The organism is Pseudomonas sp. FP1154 (assembly GCF_030687245.1).
Lineage (GTDB): Bacteria > Pseudomonadota > Gammaproteobacteria > Pseudomonadales > Pseudomonadaceae > Aquipseudomonas > Aquipseudomonas rhizophila.
The window spans coordinates 405,724-429,071 of record NZ_CP117465.1 but is presented as its reverse complement, the minus strand read 5'-3'; the positions used below and the strand labels follow the sequence as shown (position 1 = coordinate 429,071).

At 61.6% G+C, this 23,348-nt stretch carries 25 protein-coding genes and 1 pseudogene; 16 read left to right on the top strand and 10 right to left on the bottom strand.

The features are described 5' to 3' along the window. Positions 1-155: 155 nt before the first annotated feature. From PSH91_RS01940 to PSH91_RS01915, 6 genes are read left to right on the top strand one after another with little or no spacing between them, the layout of a single operon-like run. Positions 156-1,295: a homoserine O-acetyltransferase gene (locus PSH91_RS01940; protein WP_047226011.1), complete on the top strand. Its 1,140-nt coding sequence runs from the start codon at positions 156-158 to the stop codon at positions 1,293-1,295. Positions 1,296-1,302: 7 nt separating this feature from the next. Continuing rightward, positions 1,303-1,923, top strand: coding sequence for a methionine biosynthesis protein MetW (gene metW / locus PSH91_RS01935; RefSeq protein WP_047226012.1), 621 nt, complete (start codon positions 1,303-1,305; stop codon positions 1,921-1,923). A gap of 25 nt (positions 1,924-1,948) precedes the next feature. Beyond that, a complete protein-coding gene (locus PSH91_RS01930) occupies positions 1,949-2,383 on the top strand; it encodes a DUF4426 domain-containing protein (protein WP_047226013.1) in 435 nt (144 codons plus the stop codon). Further along, positions 2,380-2,976 carry an RdgB/HAM1 family non-canonical purine NTP pyrophosphatase gene (gene rdgB, locus PSH91_RS01925; RefSeq protein WP_173407476.1) on the top strand — a complete coding sequence of 199 codons (597 nt, stop codon included), beginning with the start codon at positions 2,380-2,382 and terminating at the stop codon, positions 2,974-2,976. The genes PSH91_RS01930 and rdgB overlap by 4 nt, the downstream gene beginning before the upstream one ends. Then, positions 2,973-4,172, top strand: coding sequence for a radical SAM family heme chaperone HemW (gene hemW / locus PSH91_RS01920; protein WP_047226015.1), 1,200 nt, complete (start codon positions 2,973-2,975; stop codon positions 4,170-4,172). Before rdgB ends, hemW begins: the two co-directional genes overlap by 4 nt. A gap of 17 nt (positions 4,173-4,189) precedes the next feature. Next, the gene (locus PSH91_RS01915) at positions 4,190-4,513 is read left to right on the top strand and encodes a DUF3392 domain-containing protein (protein ID WP_047226016.1); all 324 of its coding nucleotides are present in this window, start codon (positions 4,190-4,192) and stop codon (positions 4,511-4,513) included. A 146-nt stretch (positions 4,514-4,659) separates the two neighbouring features. On the opposite strand, the gene trmB is transcribed toward PSH91_RS01915, so the two are convergent. From trmB to PSH91_RS01895, 4 genes are all read right to left on the bottom strand, one after another. Beyond that, on the bottom strand, positions 4,660-5,385 hold the full coding sequence (gene trmB, locus PSH91_RS01910) for a tRNA (guanosine(46)-N7)-methyltransferase TrmB (protein WP_047226017.1): 726 nt from the start codon (positions 5,383-5,385) through the stop codon (positions 4,660-4,662). 9 nt (positions 5,386-5,394) lie between these two features. Next, positions 5,395-6,189, bottom strand: coding sequence for a thiazole synthase (locus tag PSH91_RS01905; protein WP_003177480.1), 795 nt, complete (start codon positions 6,187-6,189; stop codon positions 5,395-5,397). Positions 6,190-6,243: 54 nt separating this feature from the next. After that, positions 6,244-6,444, bottom strand: coding sequence for a sulfur carrier protein ThiS (gene thiS / locus PSH91_RS01900; protein ID WP_160893822.1), 201 nt, complete (start codon positions 6,442-6,444; stop codon positions 6,244-6,246). A gap of 90 nt (positions 6,445-6,534) precedes the next feature. Continuing rightward, a complete protein-coding gene (locus tag PSH91_RS01895) occupies positions 6,535-6,906 on the bottom strand; it encodes a DUF423 domain-containing protein (protein ID WP_047226019.1) in 372 nt (123 codons plus the stop codon). A gap of 73 nt (positions 6,907-6,979) precedes the next feature. Here PSH91_RS01895 and mtgA point away from each other — a divergent pair, with 73 nt between their 5' ends. After that, positions 6,980-7,702 carry a monofunctional biosynthetic peptidoglycan transglycosylase gene (mtgA, locus tag PSH91_RS01890; protein ID WP_281459626.1) on the top strand — a complete coding sequence of 241 codons (723 nt, stop codon included), beginning with the start codon at positions 6,980-6,982 and terminating at the stop codon, positions 7,700-7,702. A gap of 200 nt (positions 7,703-7,902) precedes the next feature. On the opposite strand, the gene rpoH is transcribed toward mtgA, so the two are convergent. The 4 genes from rpoH to ftsY all read right to left on the bottom strand — a co-directional run bounded on the left by rpoH (position 7,903) and on the right by ftsY (position 11,999). Further along, complete coding sequence (gene rpoH / locus PSH91_RS01885) at positions 7,903-8,757, bottom strand: RNA polymerase sigma factor RpoH (RefSeq protein WP_003177476.1); 855 nt, start codon at positions 8,755-8,757, stop codon at positions 7,903-7,905. Positions 8,758-8,869: 112 nt separating this feature from the next. After that, positions 8,870-9,892 carry a permease-like cell division protein FtsX gene (gene ftsX / locus PSH91_RS01880; protein ID WP_047226021.1) on the bottom strand — a complete coding sequence of 341 codons (1,023 nt, stop codon included), beginning with the start codon at positions 9,890-9,892 and terminating at the stop codon, positions 8,870-8,872. Further along, positions 9,889-10,560, bottom strand: a complete 672-nt coding sequence (gene ftsE, locus PSH91_RS01875; protein ID WP_024778908.1) for a cell division ATP-binding protein FtsE — start codon at positions 10,558-10,560, stop codon at positions 9,889-9,891. Before ftsE ends, ftsX begins: the two co-directional genes overlap by 4 nt. Next, complete coding sequence (ftsY, locus tag PSH91_RS01870; RefSeq protein WP_305467138.1) at positions 10,557-11,999, bottom strand: signal recognition particle-docking protein FtsY; 1,443 nt, start codon at positions 11,997-11,999, stop codon at positions 10,557-10,559. Before ftsY ends, ftsE begins: the two co-directional genes overlap by 4 nt. Positions 12,000-12,343: 344 nt before the next feature. On the opposite strand from ftsY, the gene PSH91_RS01865 reads away from it, so the two are divergent. The 4 genes and pseudogenes from PSH91_RS01865 to PSH91_RS01850 all read left to right on the top strand — a co-directional run bounded on the left by PSH91_RS01865 (position 12,344) and on the right by PSH91_RS01850 (position 16,825). Continuing rightward, positions 12,344-13,699, top strand: a complete 1,356-nt coding sequence (locus PSH91_RS01865) for a pitrilysin family protein (RefSeq protein WP_047226023.1) — start codon at positions 12,344-12,346, stop codon at positions 13,697-13,699. After that, a complete protein-coding gene (locus PSH91_RS01860) occupies positions 13,692-15,182 on the top strand; it encodes a pitrilysin family protein (RefSeq protein WP_107321395.1) in 1,491 nt (496 codons plus the stop codon). Before PSH91_RS01865 ends, PSH91_RS01860 begins: the two co-directional genes overlap by 8 nt. Further along, positions 15,182-15,794 (top strand): annotated as a pseudogene (gene rsmD / locus PSH91_RS01855) (16S rRNA (guanine(966)-N(2))-methyltransferase RsmD). Before PSH91_RS01860 ends, rsmD begins: the two are co-directional and overlap by 1 nt. Positions 15,795-15,823: 29 nt before the next feature. Beyond that, positions 15,824-16,825, top strand: a complete 1,002-nt coding sequence (locus PSH91_RS01850; RefSeq protein WP_047226190.1) for a hydrolase — start codon at positions 15,824-15,826, stop codon at positions 16,823-16,825. 39 nt (positions 16,826-16,864) lie between these two features. Here the strand turns inward: PSH91_RS01850 and PSH91_RS01845 are convergent, their stop codons facing one another. Continuing rightward, complete coding sequence (locus PSH91_RS01845) at positions 16,865-17,719, bottom strand: sulfurtransferase (RefSeq protein ID WP_305467135.1); 855 nt, start codon at positions 17,717-17,719, stop codon at positions 16,865-16,867. A gap of 33 nt (positions 17,720-17,752) precedes the next feature. After that, positions 17,753-18,424 carry a TetR/AcrR family transcriptional regulator gene (locus PSH91_RS01840; RefSeq protein ID WP_047226027.1) on the bottom strand — a complete coding sequence of 224 codons (672 nt, stop codon included), beginning with the start codon at positions 18,422-18,424 and terminating at the stop codon, positions 17,753-17,755. Between the two features lie 148 nt (positions 18,425-18,572). Here PSH91_RS01840 and PSH91_RS01835 point away from each other — a divergent pair, with 148 nt between their 5' ends. The 5 genes from PSH91_RS01835 to PSH91_RS01815 all read left to right on the top strand — a co-directional run bounded on the left by PSH91_RS01835 (position 18,573) and on the right by PSH91_RS01815 (position 23,301). Continuing rightward, positions 18,573-20,003 (top strand): coniferyl aldehyde dehydrogenase, encoded by a 1,431-nt coding sequence (locus PSH91_RS01835; RefSeq protein ID WP_305467133.1) that lies wholly within the window; start codon positions 18,573-18,575, stop codon positions 20,001-20,003. A gap of 27 nt (positions 20,004-20,030) precedes the next feature. Further along, complete coding sequence (locus PSH91_RS01830; protein WP_305467131.1) at positions 20,031-20,576, top strand: twin-arginine translocation pathway signal protein; 546 nt, start codon at positions 20,031-20,033, stop codon at positions 20,574-20,576. 146 nt (positions 20,577-20,722) lie between these two features. Beyond that, complete coding sequence (locus tag PSH91_RS01825; protein ID WP_274090479.1) at positions 20,723-22,318, top strand: GMC family oxidoreductase; 1,596 nt, start codon at positions 20,723-20,725, stop codon at positions 22,316-22,318. 115 nt (positions 22,319-22,433) lie between these two features. Then, on the top strand, positions 22,434-22,913 hold the full coding sequence (gene coaD, locus PSH91_RS01820) for a pantetheine-phosphate adenylyltransferase (RefSeq protein WP_007897855.1): 480 nt from the start codon (positions 22,434-22,436) through the stop codon (positions 22,911-22,913). A gap of 136 nt (positions 22,914-23,049) precedes the next feature. After that, the gene (locus PSH91_RS01815; RefSeq protein ID WP_047226031.1) at positions 23,050-23,301 is read left to right on the top strand and encodes a YfhL family 4Fe-4S dicluster ferredoxin; all 252 of its coding nucleotides are present in this window, start codon (positions 23,050-23,052) and stop codon (positions 23,299-23,301) included. The last annotated feature ends 47 nt before the right edge of the window (positions 23,302-23,348 follow it).

The following is a 23,348-nucleotide window of genomic DNA, read 5'->3' as shown; positions in this document are numbered from 1 at the left end:
AGTCACGGGCAGCAGCTTTCAGGGCCGCTTCGCGCCCCAGCGGGAGCAAGCTCCCTCGCCACGGGTAAAGCGGCGGACAATCAGCTCCGCCCTTTGCTTGCCGCTTGCCACAGCGGTCTTTAGACTTACGCCTCATTTCAACGAGAGCAGGGTCGATGCCAGCTGCCTTTCCCCCCGATTCCGTTGGTCTGGTGACGCCGCAAATGGCGCATTTCAGCGAGCCCCTGGCCCTGGCCTGCGGTCGTTCGTTGCCAGCCTATGACCTGATTTTCGAAACCTACGGCACCCTCAATGCCACGGCGAGCAATGCCGTGCTGATCTGCCATGCCTTGTCGGGGCATCACCACGCCGCCGGCTATCACAGTGTCGACGACCGCAAGCCGGGCTGGTGGGACAGTTGCATCGGCCCGGGCAAGCCCATCGACACCAACAAGTTCTTCGTGGTCAGCCTGAACAACCTCGGCGGCTGCAACGGCTCCACCGGCCCCAGCAGCGTCAACCCGGACACCGGCAAACCCTTCGGCGCCGACTTTCCGGTGCTGACCGTGGAAGATTGGGTCCACAGTCAGGCACGCCTGGCGGACCGCCTCGGTATCGCCCAGTGGGCCGCAGTGATCGGCGGCAGCCTGGGCGGCATGCAAGCCCTGCAATGGACCATCACTTACCCGGACCGTGTGCGCCACTGCCTGGCAATCGCCTCTGCCCCCAAGCTGTCGGCGCAGAACATCGCCTTCAACGAAGTGGCGCGCCAGGCGATCCTCACCGATCCGGAATTCCACGGCGGCTCGTTCCAGGAACACGGCGTGATTCCCAAGCGCGGGCTGATGCTGGCGCGGATGGTCGGGCATATCACCTACCTGTCCGATGATTCCATGGGCGAGAAATTCGGCCGCGGTCTCAAGAGCGAAAAGCTCAACTACGACTTCCACAGCGTCGAATTCCAGGTGGAAAGCTACCTGCGCTACCAGGGCGAAGAATTCTCCGGACGCTTCGATGCCAACACCTACCTGTTGATGACGAAAGCCCTGGACTACTTCGATCCGGCGGCGAACTTCGACGATGACCTGGCAAAAACCTTTGCAGGCGCCACCGCCAGGTTCTGCGTGATGTCGTTCACCACCGACTGGCGCTTCTCCCCGGCCCGCTCACGGGAGCTGGTGGACGCGCTGATGGCTGCCCGCAAGGACGTCTGCTACCTGGAAATCGACGCGCCCCAGGGTCACGACGCCTTTCTGATCCCGATCCCGCGCTACCTGCAGGCGTTCGGCAACTACATGAACCGTATAACGCTGTGAGGACGCCATGAGAGCCGATCTGGACATCATCCAGGAATGGATCCCCGCCGGCAGCCGCGTGCTCGACCTGGGCTGCGGCAACGGCGAACTGCTGACCTGGCTGCGCGACCACAAGCAAGTCACCGGCTACGGCCTGGAAAACGACCCGGACAACATCGCCGAGTGCGTGGCCAAGGGCATCAACGTGATCGAGCAGGACCTGGACAAGGGCCTGGGCAACTTCGCCAGCAACAGCTTCGACATCGTGGTCATGACCCAGGCGCTGCAAGCGGTGCACTACCCGGACAAGATCCTCGACGAAATGCTGCGGGTCGGGCGCCAGTGCATCATCACCTTCCCCAACTTCGGTCACTGGCGCTGCCGCTGGTACCTGGCGAGCAAGGGCCGCATGCCGGTGTCGGAGTTTCTGCCCTACACCTGGTACAACACGCCGAACATCCACTTCTGCACCTTCGAGGATTTTGAGGCGTTGTGCCGCGAACGCCAAGCCAAGGTCATCGATCGCCTGGCGGTGGACCAGCAGCACCGCCACGGGTGGGCCAGCAAGCTATGGCCTAATCTGTTAGGTGAAATAGGCATCTATCGGGTCAGCAGCCCAGGCCTTGCCGATCATCAGGTCGCGGTGTGAAGCCCGGCCTTACCAGGAGCACGACATGAAACGTCTAGCGTTGTTTCTCATTACCGCCTGCCTGAGCGCCGGAGCCATGGCCGCGGATGTCATCAAGAGCGATCGCAAGGAAGTGTTCGGCGACATCACCGTGCACTACAACACCTTCAATTCCACCTTCCTGACGCCGGATATTGCCGACGCCGCCGGATTGATCCGCGACAAGACCCAGGGCGTGATCAACGTTTCGGTACTCAAGGATGGCAAACCCTTGAAGGCCGAGGTCAGCGGGACAGTCAAGGACCTTACCAGCAGCAGTGTCACGCTGAACTTCAAGGAGGTGGCCGAACCCAACGCGACCTATTACATCGCCCAATACCCGGTGAAACAGCAGGAAACCCGCACCTTCAACATCCAGGTGAAAACGGGCGATAAGATCAACACCCTCAACTTCAACCAGGAACTGTTCCCCGGCGAATGATGAATTTCACCCAACTCGTACTGGCCAGCCACAACGCCGGCAAACTCAAGGAACTCCAGGCCATGCTCGGCGGGTCGGTGCAACTGCGCTCGATTGGCGAGTTCAGCCAGGTCGAACCTGAAGAAACCGGCCTGTCGTTCGTCGAGAACGCCATCATCAAGGCCCGCAACGCCGCGCGTATTTCCGGCCTGCCGGCGCTGGCCGACGACTCCGGGCTGGCGGTGGACTTTCTCGGCGGCGCGCCGGGCATCTATTCAGCCCGCTACGCAGATGGCAAAGGCGACGCGGCGAACAACGCCAAGCTGCTCGAGGCCCTCAAGGATGTGCCCGAAGCCGAGCGCGGCGCACAGTTCGTCTGCGTCCTGGCCCTCGTCCGTCATGCCGACGATCCACTGCCGATCCTCTGCGAAGGCTTGTGGCACGGGCGCATTCTCACCGAAGCCAGCGGCGAGCACGGTTTTGGCTACGATCCGCTGTTCTGGGTGCCAGAGCGCAACTGCTCCAGCGCCGAACTGGGCCCGGTGGAAAAAAACCAGCTGAGTCACCGCGCCCGCGCCATGGCTTTGCTGCGCCAACGCCTGGGCCTGCAATGATCGATGAGTCCCCCGCACCTCTGATCCATGGCGGTGCGCAAACGCCTCGGGCACCGCTGCCAGTGCTGCCGCCTTTGGCGTTGTACATCCACATTCCGTGGTGTGTACGCAAATGCCCGTATTGCGATTTCAATTCCCATGCCGCCAGCCCGCAGTTGCCGGAAGAAGAATACGTCGACGCCTTGCTGGCCGATCTCGACCAGGACCTGCAGGCGGTGTATGGCCGGGAACTGAGCTCGATCTTTTTCGGCGGCGGTACTCCAAGCCTGTTCAGCGCCCAGGCCCTGGGCCGGCTGCTCAAAGGTGTCGAGGCGCGAATCCCCTTCGCCCATGACATTGAAATCACCCTGGAAGCCAACCCAGGGACCTTCGAGCAAGAGAAATTTGTCGCTTACCGGGCACTGGGCATCAATCGCCTGTCCATTGGCATCCAGAGCTTTCAGGAAGCCAAGCTCAAGGCTTTGGGCCGGATTCATAACGGTGACGAAGCTGTGCGCGCCGCCGGCATGGCCCGTCAGGCCGGGTTCGACAACTTCAACCTGGACCTGATGCATGGCCTGCCCGATCAGTCCCTGGACGACGCCTTGAGCGACTTGCGCCAGGCCATTGCACTGAAGCCCACGCATCTGTCCTGGTATCAGTTGACCCTGGAGCCAAACACGGTGTTCTGGAACCAGCCGCCGACCTTGCCGGAGGACGACACGCTGTGGGACATCCAGGAAGCCGGGCAAGCGCTGCTGGCCGAACATGGCTACAGCCAATACGAAGTCTCGGCCTACGCCCAGCCCGGGCGACCGGCGCGGCATAACCTCAATTACTGGAGTTTCGGCGACTTCATCGGCATCGGCGCGGGCGCCCACGGCAAGCTCAGCCATCCGGACGGGCGTATTGTGCGCACCTGGAAAACCCGCCTGCCCAAGGACTACCTCAACCCAGCCAAACGCTTCCTGGCCGGCGAGAAAACCCTGAGCAATGAAGAACTGCCCTTCGAGTTCCTGATGAACGCGCTGCGCCTGACCGAAGGTGTGGACGCGCGGCTTTACCCCGAACGCACCGGCCTGCCTTTGCAGAGTCTGGCTGAAGGCCGACGCGAGGCCGAACAAAGCGGGTTGTTGCGGGTCGAACCGGCACGTCTGGCAGCCACCGAGCGCGGACAGTTGTTTCTCAATGACCTGTTGCAGAAATTTTTGAGCTAATCACACAAGGAAACCCCATGGATCTGGTACTCGACCTGCTCGCCACCGTGTCCCGCTGGAGCCGCAGCAACCTGTCGGAAATCTCCCTGGCATTGGTAGGCTGTCTGCTGGTGCTGTTTGGTGCCGACATCAAGGGCTGGGTCGAACAACGCCTTGGCAATATTGCCGGGGCCTTGCGCGTCCCGCTGATCGCCCTGCTGTGCATGATCGGCAGCGGCGCGGCCTTGATCTACGCCACGCCGTGGGTCGTCCGGGGCTTGAGCCAGTTCAACAACTACAGCCTGGCACCGGTGCTATTGGTGGTGCTGGTGTTGATTGGGGTGGTCGCTGACCGTCGCTGATTTTCGATGTAGCACAGAACGAAATGTGGGAGCGAGCTTGCTCGCGATGGCGGCCTGACAGTCAACATTGATATTGAATGTTATGGCCTCATCGCGATCAAGCTCGCTCCCACAGGGGATCCCATTTCAGCAGGATCTTCTGGTGTTTAAGCCACCTTCTCGAACTTCAAATCCCAAACCCCATGCCCCAAGCGTTCGCCACGGCGTTCGAACTTGGTGATCGGTCGTTCGGCCGGGCGCGGTACGCACTTGCCGTCTTCGGCCAGGTTACGGTAACCCGGGGCGACGTTCATCACTTCCAGCATGTACTCGGCGTAGGGTTCCCAGTCGGTGGCCATGTGCAGCACACCGCCGACCTTCAACTTGCTGCGCACCAACTCAGCGAACGACGCCTGGACGATACGGCGCTTGTGATGGCGGCTCTTGTGCCATGGATCCGGGAAGAACAGCATCAGCCGGTCGAGGCTGTTGTCGGCCACACAGCGGTTGAGCACTTCGATGGCGTCGCAGTCGTAGACCCGCAGGTTGGTCAGTCCTTGGGTCAGTACGCCGTTGAGTAGCGCGCCCACACCGGGACGATGAACTTCCACACCGATGAAATCCTGTTCCGGCGCCGCGGCGGCCATTTCCAGCAGCGAGTGGCCCATGCCGAAGCCGATTTCCAGCGAGCGCGGCGCCGAGCGGCCGAACACCTGGTCAAAGTCCACCGGCGCATCGGCCAGGGGCAGGACAAACAGCGGCGTGCCCTGTTCCAGGCCGCGTTGCTGGCCTTCGGTCATGCGCCCGGCGCGCATCACGAAACTCTTGATGCGGCGGTGTTGGCGCTCTTCGCCTTCTTCCGGGAGGACAGGCGTGTCGTTCGATTCAGTCATCAATGGCTCTTACTTGATCAGACCATCCAGCGGCGAAGATGCGCTGGCGTAGAGTTTTTTCGGCATGCGGCCGGCGAGGTATGCCAGGCGACCGGCCACAATGGCGTGCTTCATGGCTTCGGCCATCAGGATCGGTTGCTGGGCATGGGCGATGGCCGAGTTCATCAGCACTGCTTCACAGCCCAGTTCCATGGCGATGGTGGCGTCGGAGGCGGTGCCAACACCGGCATCCACCAACACCGGAATCTTGGCTTCTTCCAGGATGATCTGCAGGTTGTACGGGTTGCAGATCCCCAGACCCGTGCCGATCAGGCCAGCCAGCGGCATCACCGCGATGCAGCCGATTTCCGCCAGTTGACGGGCAATGATGGGGTCATCGCTGGTGTAGACCATCACGTCGAAACCTTCCTTGACCAGGGTTTCGGCGGCCTTGAGGGTTTCGATCACGTTGGGAAACAGGGTTTTCTGGTCCGCCAGCACTTCCAGTTTCACCAGGTTGTGGCCGTCGAGCAGCTCACGGGCCAGGCGGCAGGTGCGCACGGCCTCGATGGCGTCGAAGCAACCGGCGGTGTTGGGCAGGATGGTGTAGCGATCTGGCGGCAGGATATCCAGCAGGTTCGGTTCGCCCGGGTTCTGGCCGATGTTGGTGCGGCGCACGGCAACGGTCACGATTTCAGCGCCCGAGGCTTCGATGGCCAGGCGGGTTTCTTCCATGTCGCGGTATTTGCCGGTGCCAACCAGCAGACGCGACTGGTAGGTACGACCGGCCAGGACGAAGGGCTTGTCGCTACGAACGATGCTCATGGGAAATCCTCTGTTGGGGTGAGGTTCTTGCGAAATACTGGAAAACCGCAGGGACTAGCCGCCGCCGATGGCGTGGACCACTTCGACGCTGTCGCCATCGTTCAACGTGGTGTCGGCGTGCTGGCTGCGCGGGACGATATCCAGATTGAGCTCCACCGCGACGCGGCGTCCGGTCAGTTCCAGACGGGTCAGCAGGGCCGCAACGGTTTCACCGTCGGGCAGATCAAGGGGTTCGCCGTTCAATTGAATGCGCATGCCGGATGCCGCCATCATTTTTAGGGGCTGGCATTCTAGCCCGATCAGTCTGGACGACCCAAGCCATTCGTCATGAATTGGACCGTGCGGTCAGCCCAACCGCCAGGCGGCAAGCCCCAGGCACAACCAGCCGATCAGGAACGCCACCCCACCGAACGGCGTGATAATGCCCAGTTTGCTGATGCCCGTGAGCGTCAGCAGATACAGACTCCCGGAGAACAGCAGGATACCGATGACAAACGAAATCCCGGCCCAGGTGACGATACGTCCGGGGATGTGCGTGGCCAGCAGCGCGACGCCCAGCAACGCCAGGGTGTGTACCAACTGATAGGTGACGCCGGTATGGAAGATCGCCAGGTAATCGGCGCTCAGGCGATTTTTCAGGCCGTGGGCGGCAAACGCTCCCAGTGCCACGCCGGTGAAGCCGAAAAAAGCAGCCAGCATCAGAAAACTACGCAGCATGAGAACTCCAGTCAGACTCGGTGGACAGGGTCTGTATAATGGCCCGCTCGACGGGTTCGGCCAAGCCATCTCTATGTTGCGTTCATTGTTTCGACGATTCGTTAAAGCCCTGCTCTGGTTCGCCGTCGGCAGCGTTGTGCTGGTGCTGTTGTTTCGCGTGGTGCCGCCGCCGTTCACCGCGCTGATGATCGAGCGCAAGGTTGAATCCTGGTTCGGTGGCGAGCCGATCGACCTGCAGCGTACCTGGCAACCCTGGGATCAGATTTCCGACAACCTCAAAATCGCGGTAATCGCAGGTGAGGACCAGAAATTTCCAGAGCACTGGGGCTTCGACTTCGGTGCGATCCAGGCCGCGCTTACCCATAACGGACGTGGCGGCTCGATTCGCGGCGCCAGCACCCTCAGCCAGCAAGTGTCCAAGAACTTGTTCCTGTGGCCGGGCCGCAGCTGGCTGCGCAAGGGCCTGGAAGCCTGGTTTACCGCGCTGATCGAAATACTCTGGCCCAAGCAGCGGATCCTCGAGGTGTACCTCAACAGCGTCGAGTGGGATGACGGTGTGTTCGGTGCCGAAGCCGCGGCGCGGCATCACTTTGGGGTAAGCGCCGCTGCATTGTCCCGGCAACAGGCCAGCCTGCTGGCGGCGGTCCTGCCCAACCCCCGGGTATGGAGCGCCGCACGCCCAAGCCCTTATGTACTGCGGCGCGCGAACTGGATCCGCCGGCAGATGAGCCAGTTGGGGGGTGACAGCTACCTGCTGGGGCTCAATGACTCGCGGCGGGCGCCTTGGGCCCAATAGCCGAGGCGCTGAAGATCCCCTGTGGGAGCGAGCCTGCTCGCGATGGCGTCGGATCATTCGACATCGTCATCGATTGACCCGACGCCATCGCGAGCAGGCTCGCTCCCACATCAGGGATCTGCGTGGCGTCAAACATTGGCGCACAAAAAAACGCCCCGATCATCACTGATCGGGGCGTTTTTTATTACCGCTACCGCAGGTCAAGCCGCAATCGACACCTTGAGCTTGTTCATCGCGCTCTTCTCAAGCTGGCGAATCCGCTCGGCCGACACGTTGTACTTCTGCGCCAGGTCGTGCAGCGTGGCTTTTTCCTCGGCCAGCCAGCGCTGGTAAAGGATGTCACGGCTGCGCTCGTCCAGCACTTCCAGAGCTTCGTGCAGGTTGGTGTTGGAGTTGTCGCTCCAGTCGGCGTCTTCCAGTTGACGCGCCGGGTCATACCGGTGGTCTTCCAGGTAGTTGGCCGGCGACTGGAAAGCGCTGTCGTCGTCCGCTTCGGCGGCCGGGTCAAAGGCCATGTCATGGCCGGTCAGGCGACTTTCCATCTCGCGTACTTCCCTCGGCTCGACGCCCAGGCTCTCGGCCACACGATGGACTTCTTCATTGTTCAGCCAGGCCAGACGTTTCTTCTGGCTGCGCAGGTTGAAGAACAGCTTGCGCTGGGCCTTGGTGGTCGCGACTTTCACGATGCGCCAGTTGCGCAGGATGAACTCGTGGATTTCCGCCTTGATCCAGTGCACTGCAAACGACACCAGGCGCACACCCATTTCCGGGTTGAAACGCTTGACCGCCTTCATCAGGCCGACGTTGCCTTCCTGGATCAGGTCGGCCTGGGCCAGCCCGTAGCCGGAATAGCTGCGGGCGATATGTACAACAAAACGCAGGTGGGCGAGCACCATCTGCCGAGCCGCCTCAAGATCCTGCTCATAATAGAGACTCTCGGCCAGTTCACGCTCCTGCTCGGGCGTCAGCAAAGGGATGCTGTTCACCGTGTGCACATAAGCCTCCAGGTTCGCACCCGGGACCAGAGCATAAGCAGGTTGCAAAGAAGTGGTCATACGAAAAAACCTCCGACTCACATAACTCGTGCAGTTCAGCACTGCGAAAATTGACCGGGAACCGTAGGACAAGTTCCCACAAAAACCGAAAGGTCAATACGCGCAAAAAACACTATTTTGGAGCAAGCTCACGCAAGTGGCGTGCTACCGCAATCCATGCACCGATATAACCCAACAGCACCGCGCCAAGCAAGAGCGACAGACCGTCGGCGGCTGGCACTCCGGCCAGGGAAAAATCACTGCCGTACAAACCGGCCAGCCCCACTACCGCGTCATTCAGCCAGTCCAGGCCAAACGCCAATACGCCCCAGGACAGAATCCCCGCACCGAAGCCATACAGCGCTCCCATATAAAGGAAGGGCCTGCGTACATAACTGTCCGTACCGCCGACGAGTTTAATCACTTCTATCTCGGTGCGGCGGTTTTCAATATGAAGACGAATGGTATTGCCTATCACCAAAAGTAATGCAGAAACCAGAAGCACCGTCAGACCGAAGACAAATCGGTCGCCGAGCTTGAGGATCGCCGCAAGACGCTCGACCCAGACTAGATCAAGTTGCGCCTGTTGTACCTTCGGCAACTCGGAAAGTCTTTGTCTTAATGCTTCAAGGGTCGGCTTGTCGACTTCGTCGGGTGTCACCAGTACCACACCTGGCAGCGGGTTTTCCGGCAGTTCCTTGAGGGCATCGCCCAGGCCGGACTGCTGCTGGAATTCTTCCAGCGCCTGCTCGCGACCAATGTATTCGGCGTCGGCCACGCCCGGCATGGCCTTGATCTGCTCGCGCAACGCCTGGCCTTCGGCAGGGCTCGCTTCCAGCTGCAAATACAGGGAAATCTGCGCGGCACGCTGCCAGGAGCCACCCAGGCGCTCCACATTACTTAGCAATAATGACAGGCCCATGGGCAAACTCAGGGCCACCGCCATCACCATGCAGGTAAAAAAGCTGCCGATCGGCTGCTTGCCCAGACGCTTGAGGCTGTCCAGCAGGCTGGCGCGATGGCTTTCGACCCAGGCGTGAAACAGTGTCGCGAAATCCGGGCCGTCGTCATCGTCGCGCTTCTTCTTTGGCGGCTGCGGATCGGAGGCTTTCGGAGCCACGCGCTCGGCCACCTTGGGGCTGCGGGTCGCACTCATACGCCAGCCTCCCCGTCACCGATCAGTCGACCGCGTTGCAAGGTGAGCATGCGGTGACGCATGCGCGCGATCAGGGCCAAGTCGTGACTGGCAATCAGCACGCTGGTGCCCAAGCGATTGATGTCTTCGAATACGCCCATGATTTCCGCCGCCAGACGCGGGTCCAGGTTACCGGTGGGTTCGTCCGCCAACAGCAAGGCCGGGCGATGAACGATGGCGCGGGCGATGCCCACGCGCTGTTGCTGGCCGGTGGACAGGTCGCCGGGGTACAGATCGGTCTTGTCCGACAGCGCCACACGCTCCAGGGCCGAATCCACGCGCTTGTTGATCTCGGCCTTGGACAGGCCAAGGATCTGCAAGGGCAACGCCACGTTGTTGAACACCGTGCGATCGAACAGCAACTGGTGATTCTGGAACACCACGCCGATCTGCCGACGCAAGTAAGGAATCTGGGCATTGCTGATGGTGCTCAGGTCCTGGCCGGCCAACAGCAGTTTGCCGGTGGTGGGCCGTTCCATCGCCAGCAGCAGGCGCAGCAAGGTACTTTTACCGGCGCCAGAATGGCCGGTGACAAACAGAAACTCGCCACGACGGACCCGAAAGCTCAGCTCATGCAAGCCGACGTGACCGTTCGGATAGCGTTTACCGACCTGTTCGAAACGAATCATGAGTGCTCCCGCTCGGCAAACAGTGCCTGGACAAAGGGCTCGGCTTCAAAGGTGCGCAGATCGTCGATGCCTTCACCCACGCCGATGTAGCGAATCGGCAGGCCGAACTGCTTGGCCAGGGCGAAAATCACCCCGCCCTTGGCGGTCCCGTCGAGCTTGGTCAGGGCCAGTCCGGTCAGTTGGACGGTCTGGTTGAACTGCTTGGCCTGGTTGATGGCGTTCTGGCCAGTGCCGGCGTCCAGCACCAACAGCACCTCATGGGGTGCGTCGGCATCGAGCTTGCCGATCACCCGGCGAACCTTCTTCAGCTCTTCCATCAGGTTGTCTTTGGTGTGCAGGCGACCGGCCGTGTCGGCAATCAGCACATCGATGCCACGGGCCTTGGCGGCCTGCACGGCGTCGAAAATCACTGAAGCGGAGTCGGCGCCGGTGTGCTGGGCGATTACCGGAATCTTGTTGCGCTCGCCCCACACTTGCAGCTGTTCGACCGCAGCGGCGCGAAAGGTGTCGCCGGCGGCGAGCATGACTTTCTTGCCCTCCAACTGCAGCTTCTTCGCCAGTTTGCCAATGGTCGTGGTCTTGCCGGCGCCGTTGACGCCCACTACCAGGATCACGAACGGCTTGTTCTGCGAGGCAATCACCAGCGGCTGTTCCACCGGTTTGAGCATGTTGGTCAACTCGCCCTGCAAAGACTTGTACAAAGCGTCGGCGTCGGTGAGCTGCTTGCGCGCCACCTTTTGAGTCAGGCTCTGGATGATCACCGACGTCGCCTCGACGCCGACATCGGCGGTCAGCAAGCGCGTTTCGATGTCTTCCAGCAATTCGTCGTCGATGACTTTCTTGCCCAGAAACAGGCTGGCCATGCCTTCGCCGATGCTGGCGCTGGTCTTGGACAGGCCTTGCTTGAGGCGGGCGAAGAAGCCGACCTTGTTCTCTTCGGCGGCAGGCGCGGGCTCTGCGAGAGCTGGTAATTCAACTGCAACAGGCTCCGGTTCAGGGGCAACTGGGGCAGCGACAGGCATGATGGCAGGCGCTGGCACTTCGACGATCGGCTCCACGGCCGGGGCCGCGACAGATGGGGTCAGTGCCGGAATCGGCGGGGCGATATGCGACGCCTGCGCGTCCTCCACCAACGCTACCGGCTCTTCCGCCACGGGCAAGGTCAGCCAGGGGGTTTGCCCTTCGGGTGGGGTCAGCGGTTGCTCGGCCACCGGTTCAGCGCTCGACTCCGGCTCGGGCTCGGCCGGTTGCAATACCGGCTCGGCAATCGGCAGGACAATCGGGGCAGCTTGTTCGGCCACCGCCTCGGCATCGGGCTCAGGCAGCGGTTGCGGCTGTTCGACGACAGTTTCCTGCGGCTTCTTGCGCAGCCATCCGAACAGGCCTTTTTTCTCGCCAGCCGCAGCTGGGGTCTTCTTGTCGTCGTTGGAACCAAACATGGAGGACGGCTATCTCACGGTAGCGACGCGCCACCAGGGCGCCTCGGTGATAAATATTCGATGCTGAACAGACTGCGTTTCACCCAGCTTGTTCACGCGCAACATTTTGTCGAGTTGTCCCCAGGACACCTCAAGGTCGATTTTTTCGAAGGACTGGCACGGCATCATCGGCGAAAACGCTGGGATCAACGAACAAACCCAGGGCTTCTTCCGAGAACCCAAACAACCCCGGACCGAGAAAAGGCCCGATAGGCGTGGCCGCCAGTAAAACGGATCAGTATCCTAGCACCCTCTCGCCCGCCGACGCTAAGACCTAGCGGGCAGCCCAACAGGTTTAAACACGAATGAATGCTCTTGCCCGCCGTGCTGCAGGCCTGCTGCTCAGCACAGTTTGTCTGCCTTTTTCAGCCTTGGCTGCCGATCCACAACCCACCCATGAATTTACCCTCGACAACGGCCTGAAGGTCGTGGTGCGCGAAGATCATCGCGCACCGGTGGTGGTGTCCCAGGTCTGGTACAAGGTTGGCTCCAGTTATGAAACCCCGGGCCAGACCGGTTTGTCCCACGCGCTGGAACACATGATGTTCAAGGGCAGCTCGAAAGTCGGCCCCGGCGAAGCTTCGCTGATCCTGCGCGACCTTGGCGCCGAAGAAAACGCTTTCACCAGCGATGACTTCACCGCTTACTACCAGGTGCTGGCCCGCGATCGCCTGGGCGTTGCCTTCGAACTGGAAGCCGACCGCATGGCCAGCCTGCGCCTGCCGCCGGAGGAGTTCAGCCGCGAGATCGAGGTGATCAAGGAAGAGCGCCGCATGCGCACCGACGACAAGCCGATGTCCAAGGCCTATGAGCGCTTCAAGGCCATGGCTTACCCGGCCAGCGGCTACCACACGCCGACCATCGGCTGGATGGCCGACCTGGAGCGGATGAAAGTCGAGGAACTGCGCCACTGGTACGAATCCTGGTACGCGCCGAATAACGCAACCCTGGTGGTGGTCGGCGACGTCACGCCCGACGAGGTCAAGACGCTGGCCCAGCGTTACTTTGGCCCGGTTGCCCGGCGCGACGTACCGCCAGCGAAGATCCCCTTGGAACTGGCCGAACCTGGCGAGCGGCAGATTACCCTGCATGTGCAGACCCAACTGCCAAGCCTGATGCTGGCCTTCAACGTACCGAGCATCGCCACCGCGACCGACAAACGCTCGGTCAATGCCCTGCGGCTGATCTCGGCCTTGCTGGATGGCGGCTACAGCGGGCGGATCCCGACCCAGCTGGAACGCGGCGAAGAGCTGGTGTCCGGCGGTTCGTCGAGCTACGACGCTTATACCCGTGGCGACACGCTGTTCACCTTGTCGGCCACGCCCAACACCCAGAAAAACAAGACAATGGCCCAGGCCGAGGCCGGTCTGTGGCGCTTGCTCGAACAGTTGAAAACCACTGCCCCGACCGCCGAGGAACTGGAGCGCGTCCGCGCCCAGGTCATCGCTGGCCTGGTGTACGAGCGCGATTCGATCACCAGCCAGGCCACCGCCATCGGCCAGCTGGAGACGGTCGGTTTGTCCTGGAAACTGATGGACACCGAACTCGCCGAACTGCAAAGCGTGACCCCGCAAGATATCCAGAAGGCAGCCCAGCTGTATTTCACCCGCTCGCGCCTGAGCGTCGCGCACGTCCTGCCCGAGGAGAAAGCTCATGAGTGAGCGCAAATCATCGCGTCTTGTGCTGATCGGTGTGGTGTTGATCGCCCTGATCGGCGCCTTGGCCTTTTACCTGTCGCCATCCAATGACACCAACGCCAGCCAGGCGCTGGACAAAGCCAAGGCCAGCAACAAGCTGCAATCTTTGGCCGAACTGGACGGCAAGGCACCCAGCCGTCGCCAGCTCGACGTACAAACCTGGACAACCGCTGACGGCGCCAAAGTGTTGTTCGTCGAAGCCCGGGAATTGCCAATGTTCGACCTGCGCCTGACATTCGCCGCCGGCAGCAGCCAGGACGGCGATACACCCGGCCTGGCGCTGTTGACCAACGCCATGCTCAATGAGGGCGTAGCGGGCAAGGATGTCAGCGCCATTGCCCAGGGGTTCGAAAGCCTCGGCGCCGACTTCGGCAACGGTGCCTTGCGGGACATGGCCCTGGCGTCACTGCGCAGTCTCAGTGCGGTGGACAAGCGCGAGCCGGCGCTGAAGCTGTTCGCCGACGTCGTTGGCAAACCGACCTTCCCCGCCGACTCCTTTGCGCGCATCAAGAATCAGCTGCTGGCAGGTTTCGAGTACCAGAAGCAGAACCCCGGCAAACTGGCGGGGCTGGAACTGATGAAGCGTCTGTACGGTGATCATCCGTATGCCCATTCCAGTGACGGCACCGCGCAAAGCATTCCTGCGATCACGCTGGCCCAGGTCCAGGCTTTCCACGCCAGGGCCTATGCCGCCGGCAACGCGGTGATTGCGCTGGTGGGGGACCTGTCCCGCGCCGAAGCCGAAGCGATTGCCAATCAGGTGTCCGCCGCACTGCCGAAGGGCCCGGCGCTGGCAAAGACCGTGCAACCGGTTGAACCGAAGGCGAGCATCGGTCACATCGAGTTCCCGTCCAAGCAGACCAACCTGATGCTCGCGCAACTGGGCATCGATCGGGACGACCCGGACTATGCGGCCGTGTCCCTGGGCAACCAGATCCTCGGCGGTGGTGGTTTCGGCACGCGACTGATGACCGAAGTCCGGGAAAAGCGTGGCTTGACCTACGGCGTGTATTCCGGCTTCTCGCCGATGCAGGCCCGTGGCCCGTTCATGATCAACCTGCAGACCCGCGCCGAAATGAGCGAAGGCACGCTGAAACTGGTGCAGGAAGTTTTCGCCGATTACCTGAAGAACGGCCCGACCCAAAAAGAGCTCGATGACGCCAAGCGCGAGCTGGCCGGCAGTTTCCCGCTGTCCACCGCCAGCAACGAAGACATCGTCGGCCAGCTCGGGGCCATGGGTTTCTATGACTTGCCGCTCAGCTACCTGGAAGACTTCATGCGTCAGTCCCAGGAACTGACCGTCGAACAGGTCAAGGCCGCGCTGAACAAACACCTGAGCACGGATAAAATGGTCATCGTCACCGCCGGCCCGACCGTGCCGCAAAAGCCGCTGCCGGCACCCACTGAAAAACCTGCCGAGCAACCGCTCGGGGTTCCGGAGCACTAATGGCCCGCCCATCCAATTCCAGCAAGAAACCCGTGCATAACGGTGTGAATCAATTGCGCATCATCGGCGGCCAATGGCGCAGCCGGCGCTTGAGCTTCCCCGACGCGCCGGGCCTGCGCCCAACCCCGGACCGGGTACGCGAAACCCCTGTTCAATTGGCTCGCGCCCTACGTGGCCGGTGCTCGGGTACTCGACCCGTTTGCCGGCAGCGGTGCATTGTTTCTTGAGGCGTTGTCTCGTGGCGCCGCCATGGGGCAGGCGCTGGACGCCAGCAGCCTGGCGGTCTCCAGCCTGAAAGAGCACCTGGGCACACTGCGCTGCACCGTCGGTCAGGTGCAGACCGCCGACGCGCTGCGTTATCTGGACAGCCAGCCAGCGACGCCTTTCGACTTGGTGTTCCTCGACCCGCCTTTCAATCAGAACCTGCTGCCGGCCGTTTGCACTCTGCTCGAAGAACGTCATTGGCTGGCCGACGATGCCTGGGTCTACACTGAAAGCGAAGCCGCCCCGTCCACATTGGGGTTGCCGGGTAACTGGCGCCTGCATCGTGAACAGAAATCCGGACGGGTGTATTACGCGTTGTGGCAACGTGTGGCCGAGGCCGTTGGCTGAACGGCTGGCCAGTGCATCGAGAAATGATCGTGTCTGCTGCATCTGAACACTTCGTCCCGGCCCTGGGCCTTGGCAACCCGCACTTGCAAACCTTGTGGGGACCGCTGTGGCGCAAGACCATCCATATCGCTCGGGAACGTGAGCGCCTGTGGCTGGAAGACGGCGACTTTCTCGATCTCGACTGGCATGGCCCCCACCGAGTCGACGCGCCACTGGTGCTGGTGCTTCACGGGCTGACCGGCTCTTCCAACTCGCCCTACGTGGCCGGCCTGCAACAGGCTCTTGGCAATCAGGGCTGGGCCAGCGTGGCGTTGAACTGGCGCGGTTGCTCGGGAGAACCGAACCTGTTGCCCCGCAGCTATCACTCGGGGGCCAGCGAAGACCTGGCCGCCGCCATCGCCCATCTGCGGTCCCGCCGCCCCTTGGCACCGCTGTTTGCGGTGGGCTATTCACTGGGCGGCAACGTGCTGCTCAAGCACCTGGGGGAAACGGGGGGCGACAGTCAGTTGCAAGGAGCGGTCGCGGTGTCGGTACCGTTTCGCCTCGACCAGTGTGCCGATCGCATCGGACAGGGATTTTCCAGGTTTTATCAGGCCCATTTCATGCGCGAGATGGTGGCCTACGTGCGCAACAAGCAGCGCCAGTTCCAGCACGACGGACGCCACGAGGGTCTGGCGACCCTCACAGCACTGGGCCCCCTGGAAAACATGCGCACCTTCTGGGACTTCGATGGACGGGTGACGGCGCCGCTGCACGGCTTCTCTGACGCGGCGGACTATTACCGCCGCGCCTCCAGTCGCTACTTTCTGGGCGAGATCAGTACGCCGACCCTGGTCATCCAGGCCTGCGACGATCCTTTCGTATTCCCCCACAGCGTGCCCGAACCTGGCGAGCTGTCCGCCTCTACCCAGCTTGAACTGCATGCACAAGGCGGGCATGTGGGCTTTGTCGACGGGAGCTTGCGCCGCCCAGGGTATTATCTGGAGCGGCGAATCCCCGGTTGGCTGGCGGGCCTGTCCTGTAGGAGCTGAGGAGCGCAACAAGGCTGCGATCTCCTGCGGGGCCTGCGTTCAGTCACCGACCGCCACTTGCCTTTGGGGATCGGTGATCCACTCACTCCATGAACCGGCGTACAACCTCCCCAACGGATACCCCGCCAGGCACAAGGCAAACAGGTTATGGCATGCCGTCACGCCAGAGCCGCAATAGGCCACCAGTTCCGTCGGCGAGCGTCCTCCCAATTTCTCGGCAAAGCGCTGCTTGAGCTGGTCGACTGGCAGGAAGCGCCCATCAGCACCCAGGTTCTCGGTGAACGCTGCGCACTGCGCGCCCGGAATATGTCCGGCCACCGGATCGATCGGCTCGACCTCACCCTTGAAACGCGGCAACGCCCGGGCATCGAGCAAGGTCATGTCCGGATCACCAAGACGCTGCTCAAGCGCCTCGGCACTGAGCAACAGGGTCGCGTCCGGCGAACCACTGAAGGTCCCGGGACCGTTGACCGGTGGATCGAGACTCAAGGGCAAACCGGCAGCATGCCAAGCCTTGAGCCCGCCATCGAGGATATAAACGCCAGCGCGCTTACCCAGCCAGGCCAGCAACCACCAGGCCCGGGCGGCATAGGCGCCAGGGCCGTCATCGTACAAAACGATGTCACTGTCGTTGCCGATCCCCCAGGCCCGCAAACGCTTCATCAGGGCCTCAGGCTCCGGCAGCGGATGGCGGCCGGTCACGCCTTTGGTGACCGGCCCACTCAGGTCCCGTTCGAGGTCAGCGAAGGACGCCCCGGCAATATGGCCTTCGGCGTAACTGCGCTGGCCGTAGTCCGAGTCCTCCAGGGCAAAACGACAATCGAGGATCACCAGTCCGGGCTGCGACCGCCTGTGTTCCAGGGCTTGAGGACTGATGAGTTGCGCAATGGGCATAACGGGCTCCTGTGGCTCGATCGAATTTGAATCTTACGCCCCTTCTTCCAGGGTCTGGGCCAGGGGGACATAGAACTCCTTGAACAGCGCATCCACCGCTTCGCGGGCCTGCTCAGTCACGAAACCGGCCTCCAGCACCAGCACTTGATAGACCCCACGCTTGATGGCCTGCTCGCTCAAATGGTTGGAATTTTCCCGTGTGGTGCAGAGGAAACGGACCCAGGACGTGAGGATGATCCAGGCATTGAGGGTGAGGGACTCGATTTGCACCCGGTCCATTTTCAGAATACCGGCGGCCACGAAGCCCTCGTAGATAGCGGTGCCGTGAATCAGGCTACGCTGGGAAAACCGACGATAGCGCGCGGCAAGGTCCGGGTCGCTGTCGAGCAGATGCTCCAGGTCTCGGTGCAGGAAGCGGTAGCGCCACATCGCCGAGAGCAACTCCTGCAGATAGAAACGCTTGTCCTCGACAGTAGCCGCACGGCCTTGGGGCGGACGCAGGAAACTGTCCACCAGGTTTTCGTATTCACTGAACAATACGGCGATGATCGCCTGCTTGTTGGGGAAGTGGTAGTAGAGATTGCCCGGGGACATGTCCATGTGGGCGGCGATATGGTTGGTGCTGACGCTGCGCTCACCCTGCTGATTGAACAGCTCAAGGCTGTTCTGCACGATGCGCTCGCTGGTTTTTATTCGTATGGCCATGGCTTGAGCTTTAATTCGACGAAAGCATTGAACGGCATCTTACGACCTATCGGTCACGGGACAAACCCAAAGGCGTCACGGATGTCGGTTGACTTTTTAGAGCACAAGCTCTAGAAAACACTCACTCTAATACTATCGGTGCCCGCCCATGCCTGCCGACGTTGCTTACCTGCGCGAATCTCAACAGCACCTGGGCGAACTGCAAGCGCTTTTCGACACCCAGCGCCAGGCCTATGCCGCCCACCCCATGCCACCTGCCGAGCAGCGGCGGCAATGGCTCAAGGCGTTGCGCGAGTTACTGAGCAACGAGCGACAAGCACTGATCGACGCTATCAGCCAGGACTTCAGCCACCGCAGTGCGGACGAAACGCTGCTGGCCGAGCTCATGCCGAGCCTGCACGGCATCCATTACGCCAGCCGACACCTCAAGGGCTGGATGAAACCTTCCCGGCGCAAGGTAGGCGTGGCCTTCCAGCCGGCGTCAGCCAAAGTGGTGTACCAACCGCTGGGCGTGGTCGGGGTCATCGTGCCTTGGAACTACCCGCTGTTCCTGGCTATCGGGCCGCTGGTGGGAGCATTGTCGGCGGGTAACAGGGTGATGCTCAAGCTGAGCGAATCGACCCCTGCCACCGGGTTGCTGCTCAAACAACTGCTGGCGCGCATTTTCCCTCAGGATCTGGTGTGCGTGGTGCTCGGCGAGGCTGAGGTCGGCATGGCGTTTTCCAGGTTGCCCTTCGACCACTTGCTGTTCACCGGCGCCACCAGCATTGGCAAGCACGTGATGCGCGCCGCCGCCGAGAACCTGACCCCGGTCACGCTCGAACTGGGAGGCAAATCGCCCGCCATCGTATCCGCGGACGTGCCCGTCAAAGACGCCGCCGAGCGCATTGCATTCGGCAAAACCCTGAATGCCGGACAAACCTGTGTCGCGCCAGACTACGTACTGGTGCCGCAGAACCGTGTCGGCGAATTCGTTGAAGCGTATCGCGAAGCGGTTCGCGGGTTTTATCCGACCCTGACTGACAATCCGGACTACACCGCGATCATCAACGAACGACAATTGGCGCGACTCAACGGCTACATAAGCGATGCCACCAGCAAGGGCGCATTGCTGATCGAGTTGTTCGATCGAGGTCAGGGGCGACGCATGGCCCACAGCCTGTTGCTCAACGTCAGCGATGACATGACCGTCATGCAGGACGAAATCTTCGGCCCGCTGCTGCCCATCGTGCCTTATCAGGACCTGGACCAGGCATTTGCCTACATCAATCAGCGGCCTCGCCCGCTGGCGCTCTACTACTTTGGCTACAACAAGGCCGAACATCATCGCGTGCTCAACGAGACCCATTCCGGTGGCGTTTGCCTGAACGATACGCTGCTGCACGTCGCCCAGGACGACCTGCCCTTCGGCGGCATTGGCGCCTCGGGGATGGGGCACTACCACGGTCACGAAGGCTTCCTGACGTTCAGCAAGGCCAAGGGCGTACTGAGCAAACAGCGGTTCAACGCGGCGAAACTGATTTATCCACCATACGGCAAGCCCCTCCAGAAACTGATCCAGAAGTTGTTTGTCCGTTAGCAGCAGTCTTTCCGGGTAATAACAATAATGAATCCAAGCCTGACCGATACACCTGCCCTCTCACGACGCGGCCTGTTGCAGTTCAGCCTCGGCGCCAGCGCCTTCCTGGTCACCGTCGGGCTGGGTGCCAGCCTGAGCGGTTGCGGCCCCAGCCGCTCGGCCAGCGGTTTTGTAGCCTTGCGTGACAACGACCTGCCGTTTTTGCGCGCCGTCATTCCCGTGATGCTGGACGGCTCCGTGGTCGCTGAAAAGCTTCCTGGCGCCGCTGAAGCGACCTTGCAAAGCCTGGACACCACCCTGGTTCATCTGTCCCCATCCATGCTCAAGCTCACGCACCAGTTATTCGACGTGCTCACGCTGGGCGTTACCCGTGGGCCACTGACCGGAATCTGGGGCTCGTGGGAAAACGCCAGCGTCGATGACATCCAGAAATTTCTCGGTCGGTGGGAAAACAGCTCGCTGGACCTGCTTCGCCAGGGGCACAGCTCGTTGCTGCAAATGGTCATGATGGCGTGGTACAGCCAGGCCGAGGCCTGGGCGCATTGTGGATACCCGGGACCGCCAACGGTTTAACAGTCACATCCAAACCCTGTGGGAGCGAGCCTGCTCGCGATGGCGGTATGTCAGTCAATACAGATGCAGCTGATCCGACGCCATCGCGAGCAGGCTCGCTCCCACAAGGGGGCATCACATACTCATAACAATAAGAGAGCACCAACATGCCCGTACTCGACCCCTTCCGCGAAGGTCTTGCCCGCGGCTGGACCACCTACAACGGTGCGCAGTTGACCCAGGACCTGACCCTGGAAGCGGACGTTGCGATCATCGGCAGCGGCGCCGGCGGGGGCACCACGGCAGAAATTCTCAGCGCCGCCGGCTACAAGGTGGTGTTGATCGAGGAGGGTCCCCTCAAGACCAGCCATGACTTCAAGCTGCTCGAGGACCAGGCCTACACCAGCCTTTACCAGGAAGGCCTCGGACGCATGAGCAAGGACGGCGCCATCACCATTCTTCAGGGTCGCGCGGTGGGTGGCACGACATTGATCAACTGGACCTCCTGTTTCCGCACGCCCGATCAGACCCTGGATCACTGGGCCACCGAGCACAACGTCAAGGGCCACAGCCCCGAGGAAATGGCGCCCTGGTTCGAAAAAATGGAACAGCGCCTTGGGGTGGCGCCCTGGCAGGTTCCGCCCAATGCCAACAACGACGTGATCCGCAAAGGCTGTGAACAGCTGGGCTATAGCTGGCACGTCATCCCGCGCAATGTGCGCGGTTGCTGGAACCTGGGCTATTGCGGCATGGGCTGCCCGACCAACGCCAAGCAGTCGATGCTGGTCACCACCATTCCGGCCACGCTGGACAAGGGTGGCGCGCTGCTTTACCTGGCACGGGCCGAACGGCTGATGATCAAAAACGATGCGGTTGTCGGCCTCGAATGCCTGGCCATGGACGAACGTTGTGTGGCACCGACAGGACGGCACGTCACGGTCAAGGCGCGGCACTACGTAATGGCCGGCGGTAGCATCAACAGCCCGGCCTTGCTGTTGCGCTCCGAAGCGCCCGACCCGCACGGACGCCTGGGTAAACGCACCTTCCTGCACTTGGTAAACATGTCGGCCGGTCAATTCGACGAGGTGATCAATCCGTTCTACGGCGCACCACAATCGATTTATTCAGATCATTTCCAGTGGCAGGACGGCGCCACCGGCAAGATGTCCTACAAACTGGAAGTTCCGCCCCTGCACCCGGCCCTCGCCGCCGCGCTACTGGGCGGGTTTGGCAGCGAGAACGCCGGGCATATGGCGCAACTGCCCCACACCCACGCCATGCTGGCGCTGTTGCGCGATGGTTTTCACCCGGACAGCAGCGGCGGCAACGTTCAGTTGCGCAGCGACGGCACACCTGTGCTCGACTATGCGGTGTCTCCTTATGCCTGGGACGGTTTGCGCCGGGCGTTTCACAGCATGGCCGAGATTCAGTTTGCCGGCGGCGCCAGGGCGGTCATGCCAATGCACAGTGACGCCCGTTACGTGAAAAACCTGGCCCAGGCCCGTACGCTGATCGACGGCCTGGACCTGGCCTTGTACCGCACGCGCCTGGGCAGCGCTCACGTGATGGGTGGTTGCGCCATGGGCGAAGATCCGAAAAGCGCCGTCACCGACAGCCTTGGGCGACATCATCAATTGAGTAATCTTTCCATCCATGACGGCTCGCTGTTCCCCACCAGCATTGGCGCCAATCCGCAATTATCGGTGTATGGGCTGACGGCACAATTGGCCACATCCCTGGCCGATCGCTTGAAAAACCCATGAGTTGGCGGATTATTCGCACTGTCTATAGTGCTTACTTACCTTACAGCCGACTTGGCCGACCGAGTAGGCTGCGATACCATCCGACTCCCCAACGGACACCCGCCAGGACGACGCGATGAACCGAGTGTTGTACCCAGGTACCTTCGACCCTATTACCAAGGGCCATGGCGATCTGGTCGAACGCGCCTCGCGCCTGTTCGACCATGTGATCATCGCCGTCGCCGCCAGCCCGAAGAAAAACCCGCTGTTCCCGCTGGAGCAACGTGTGGAGCTGGCCCGCGAGGTCACCAAACATCTGCCCAATGTGGAAGTGGTCGGCTTCTCGACGCTGCTGGCGCACTTTGCCAAGGAAAAGAACGCCAATGTGTTCCTGCGTGGCCTGCGTGCGGTCTCGGACTTCGAATACGAGTTCCAACTGGCCAACATGAACCGCCAGTTGGCGCCGGACGTCGAAAGCCTGTTCCTGACGCCGTCGGAGCGCTACTCCTTCATTTCCTCGACCCTGGTGCGGGAAATTGCGGCGTTGGGCGGCGATATCACCAAGTTCGTCCACCCGGCCGTGGCCGATGCGTTGACCCTGCGCTTCAAGAAATAACCCGCTGGCTGCGGTCCGCTTCGCAGCCGGCACAGCGCAGTCCATCGCGCCCGCGTGCACTGCGCTCGCCAATGCGGCACAATTGCGCACATACGTTTTTCAGATGCCCGGGCCCAACGCCCCGGCAGGAGCCTGCATGTCCCTGATCATCACCGACGACTGCATCAATTGCGACGTCTGCGAACCCGAGTGCCCGAACGAGGCCATCTCCCAAGGCGAAGAGATCTACGTCATCGACCCGAACCTGTGCACCCAGTGCGTCGGCCATTACGACGAACCTCAGTGCCAACAGGTCTGCCCGGTAGATTGCATTCCGCTGGACGAGGCCCATCCGGAAACGGAAGAACAGTTGATGGCGAAATATCGCAAGATTACTGGCAAGGTTTGAGCCAGGTAGTTTTGTAGGGGCTGTGCCGGCCTCATCGCGAGCAGGCT

Coding starts and splice junctions, on each gene's coding strand:
- PSH91_RS01940 (WP_047226011.1), top strand. CDS start 156: ATGCCAGCTGCCTTTCCCCCCGATTCCGTTGGTCTGGTGACGCCGCAA.
- metW (WP_047226012.1), top strand. CDS start 1,303: ATGAGAGCCGATCTGGACATCATCCAGGAATGGATCCCCGCCGGCAGC.
- PSH91_RS01930 (WP_047226013.1), top strand. CDS start 1,949: ATGAAACGTCTAGCGTTGTTTCTCATTACCGCCTGCCTGAGCGCCGGA.
- rdgB (WP_173407476.1), top strand. CDS start 2,380: ATGATGAATTTCACCCAACTCGTACTGGCCAGCCACAACGCCGGCAAA.
- hemW (WP_047226015.1), top strand. CDS start 2,973: ATGATCGATGAGTCCCCCGCACCTCTGATCCATGGCGGTGCGCAAACG.
- PSH91_RS01915 (WP_047226016.1), top strand. CDS start 4,190: ATGGATCTGGTACTCGACCTGCTCGCCACCGTGTCCCGCTGGAGCCGC.
- trmB (WP_047226017.1), bottom strand. CDS start 5,385: ATGACTGAATCGAACGACACGCCTGTCCTCCCGGAAGAAGGCGAAGAG.
- PSH91_RS01905 (WP_003177480.1), bottom strand. CDS start 6,189: ATGAGCATCGTTCGTAGCGACAAGCCCTTCGTCCTGGCCGGTCGTACC.
- thiS (WP_160893822.1), bottom strand. CDS start 6,444: ATGCGCATTCAATTGAACGGCGAACCCCTTGATCTGCCCGACGGTGAA.
- PSH91_RS01895 (WP_047226019.1), bottom strand. CDS start 6,906: ATGCTGCGTAGTTTTCTGATGCTGGCTGCTTTTTTCGGCTTCACCGGC.
- mtgA (WP_281459626.1), top strand. CDS start 6,980: ATGTTGCGTTCATTGTTTCGACGATTCGTTAAAGCCCTGCTCTGGTTC.
- rpoH (WP_003177476.1), bottom strand. CDS start 8,757: ATGACCACTTCTTTGCAACCTGCTTATGCTCTGGTCCCGGGTGCGAAC.
- ftsX (WP_047226021.1), bottom strand. CDS start 9,892: ATGAGTGCGACCCGCAGCCCCAAGGTGGCCGAGCGCGTGGCTCCGAAA.
- ftsE (WP_024778908.1), bottom strand. CDS start 10,560: ATGATTCGTTTCGAACAGGTCGGTAAACGCTATCCGAACGGTCACGTC.
- ftsY (WP_305467138.1), bottom strand. CDS start 11,999: ATGTTTGGTTCCAACGACGACAAGAAGACCCCAGCTGCGGCTGGCGAG.
- PSH91_RS01865 (WP_047226023.1), top strand. CDS start 12,344: ATGAATGCTCTTGCCCGCCGTGCTGCAGGCCTGCTGCTCAGCACAGTT.
- PSH91_RS01860 (WP_107321395.1), top strand. CDS start 13,692: ATGAGTGAGCGCAAATCATCGCGTCTTGTGCTGATCGGTGTGGTGTTG.
- PSH91_RS01845 (WP_305467135.1), bottom strand. CDS start 17,719: ATGCCCATTGCGCAACTCATCAGTCCTCAAGCCCTGGAACACAGGCGG.
- PSH91_RS01840 (WP_047226027.1), bottom strand. CDS start 18,424: ATGGCCATACGAATAAAAACCAGCGAGCGCATCGTGCAGAACAGCCTT.
- PSH91_RS01835 (WP_305467133.1), top strand. CDS start 18,573: ATGCCTGCCGACGTTGCTTACCTGCGCGAATCTCAACAGCACCTGGGC.
- PSH91_RS01830 (WP_305467131.1), top strand. CDS start 20,031: ATGAATCCAAGCCTGACCGATACACCTGCCCTCTCACGACGCGGCCTG.
- PSH91_RS01825 (WP_274090479.1), top strand. CDS start 20,723: ATGCCCGTACTCGACCCCTTCCGCGAAGGTCTTGCCCGCGGCTGGACC.
- coaD (WP_007897855.1), top strand. CDS start 22,434: ATGAACCGAGTGTTGTACCCAGGTACCTTCGACCCTATTACCAAGGGC.
- PSH91_RS01815 (WP_047226031.1), top strand. CDS start 23,050: ATGTCCCTGATCATCACCGACGACTGCATCAATTGCGACGTCTGCGAA.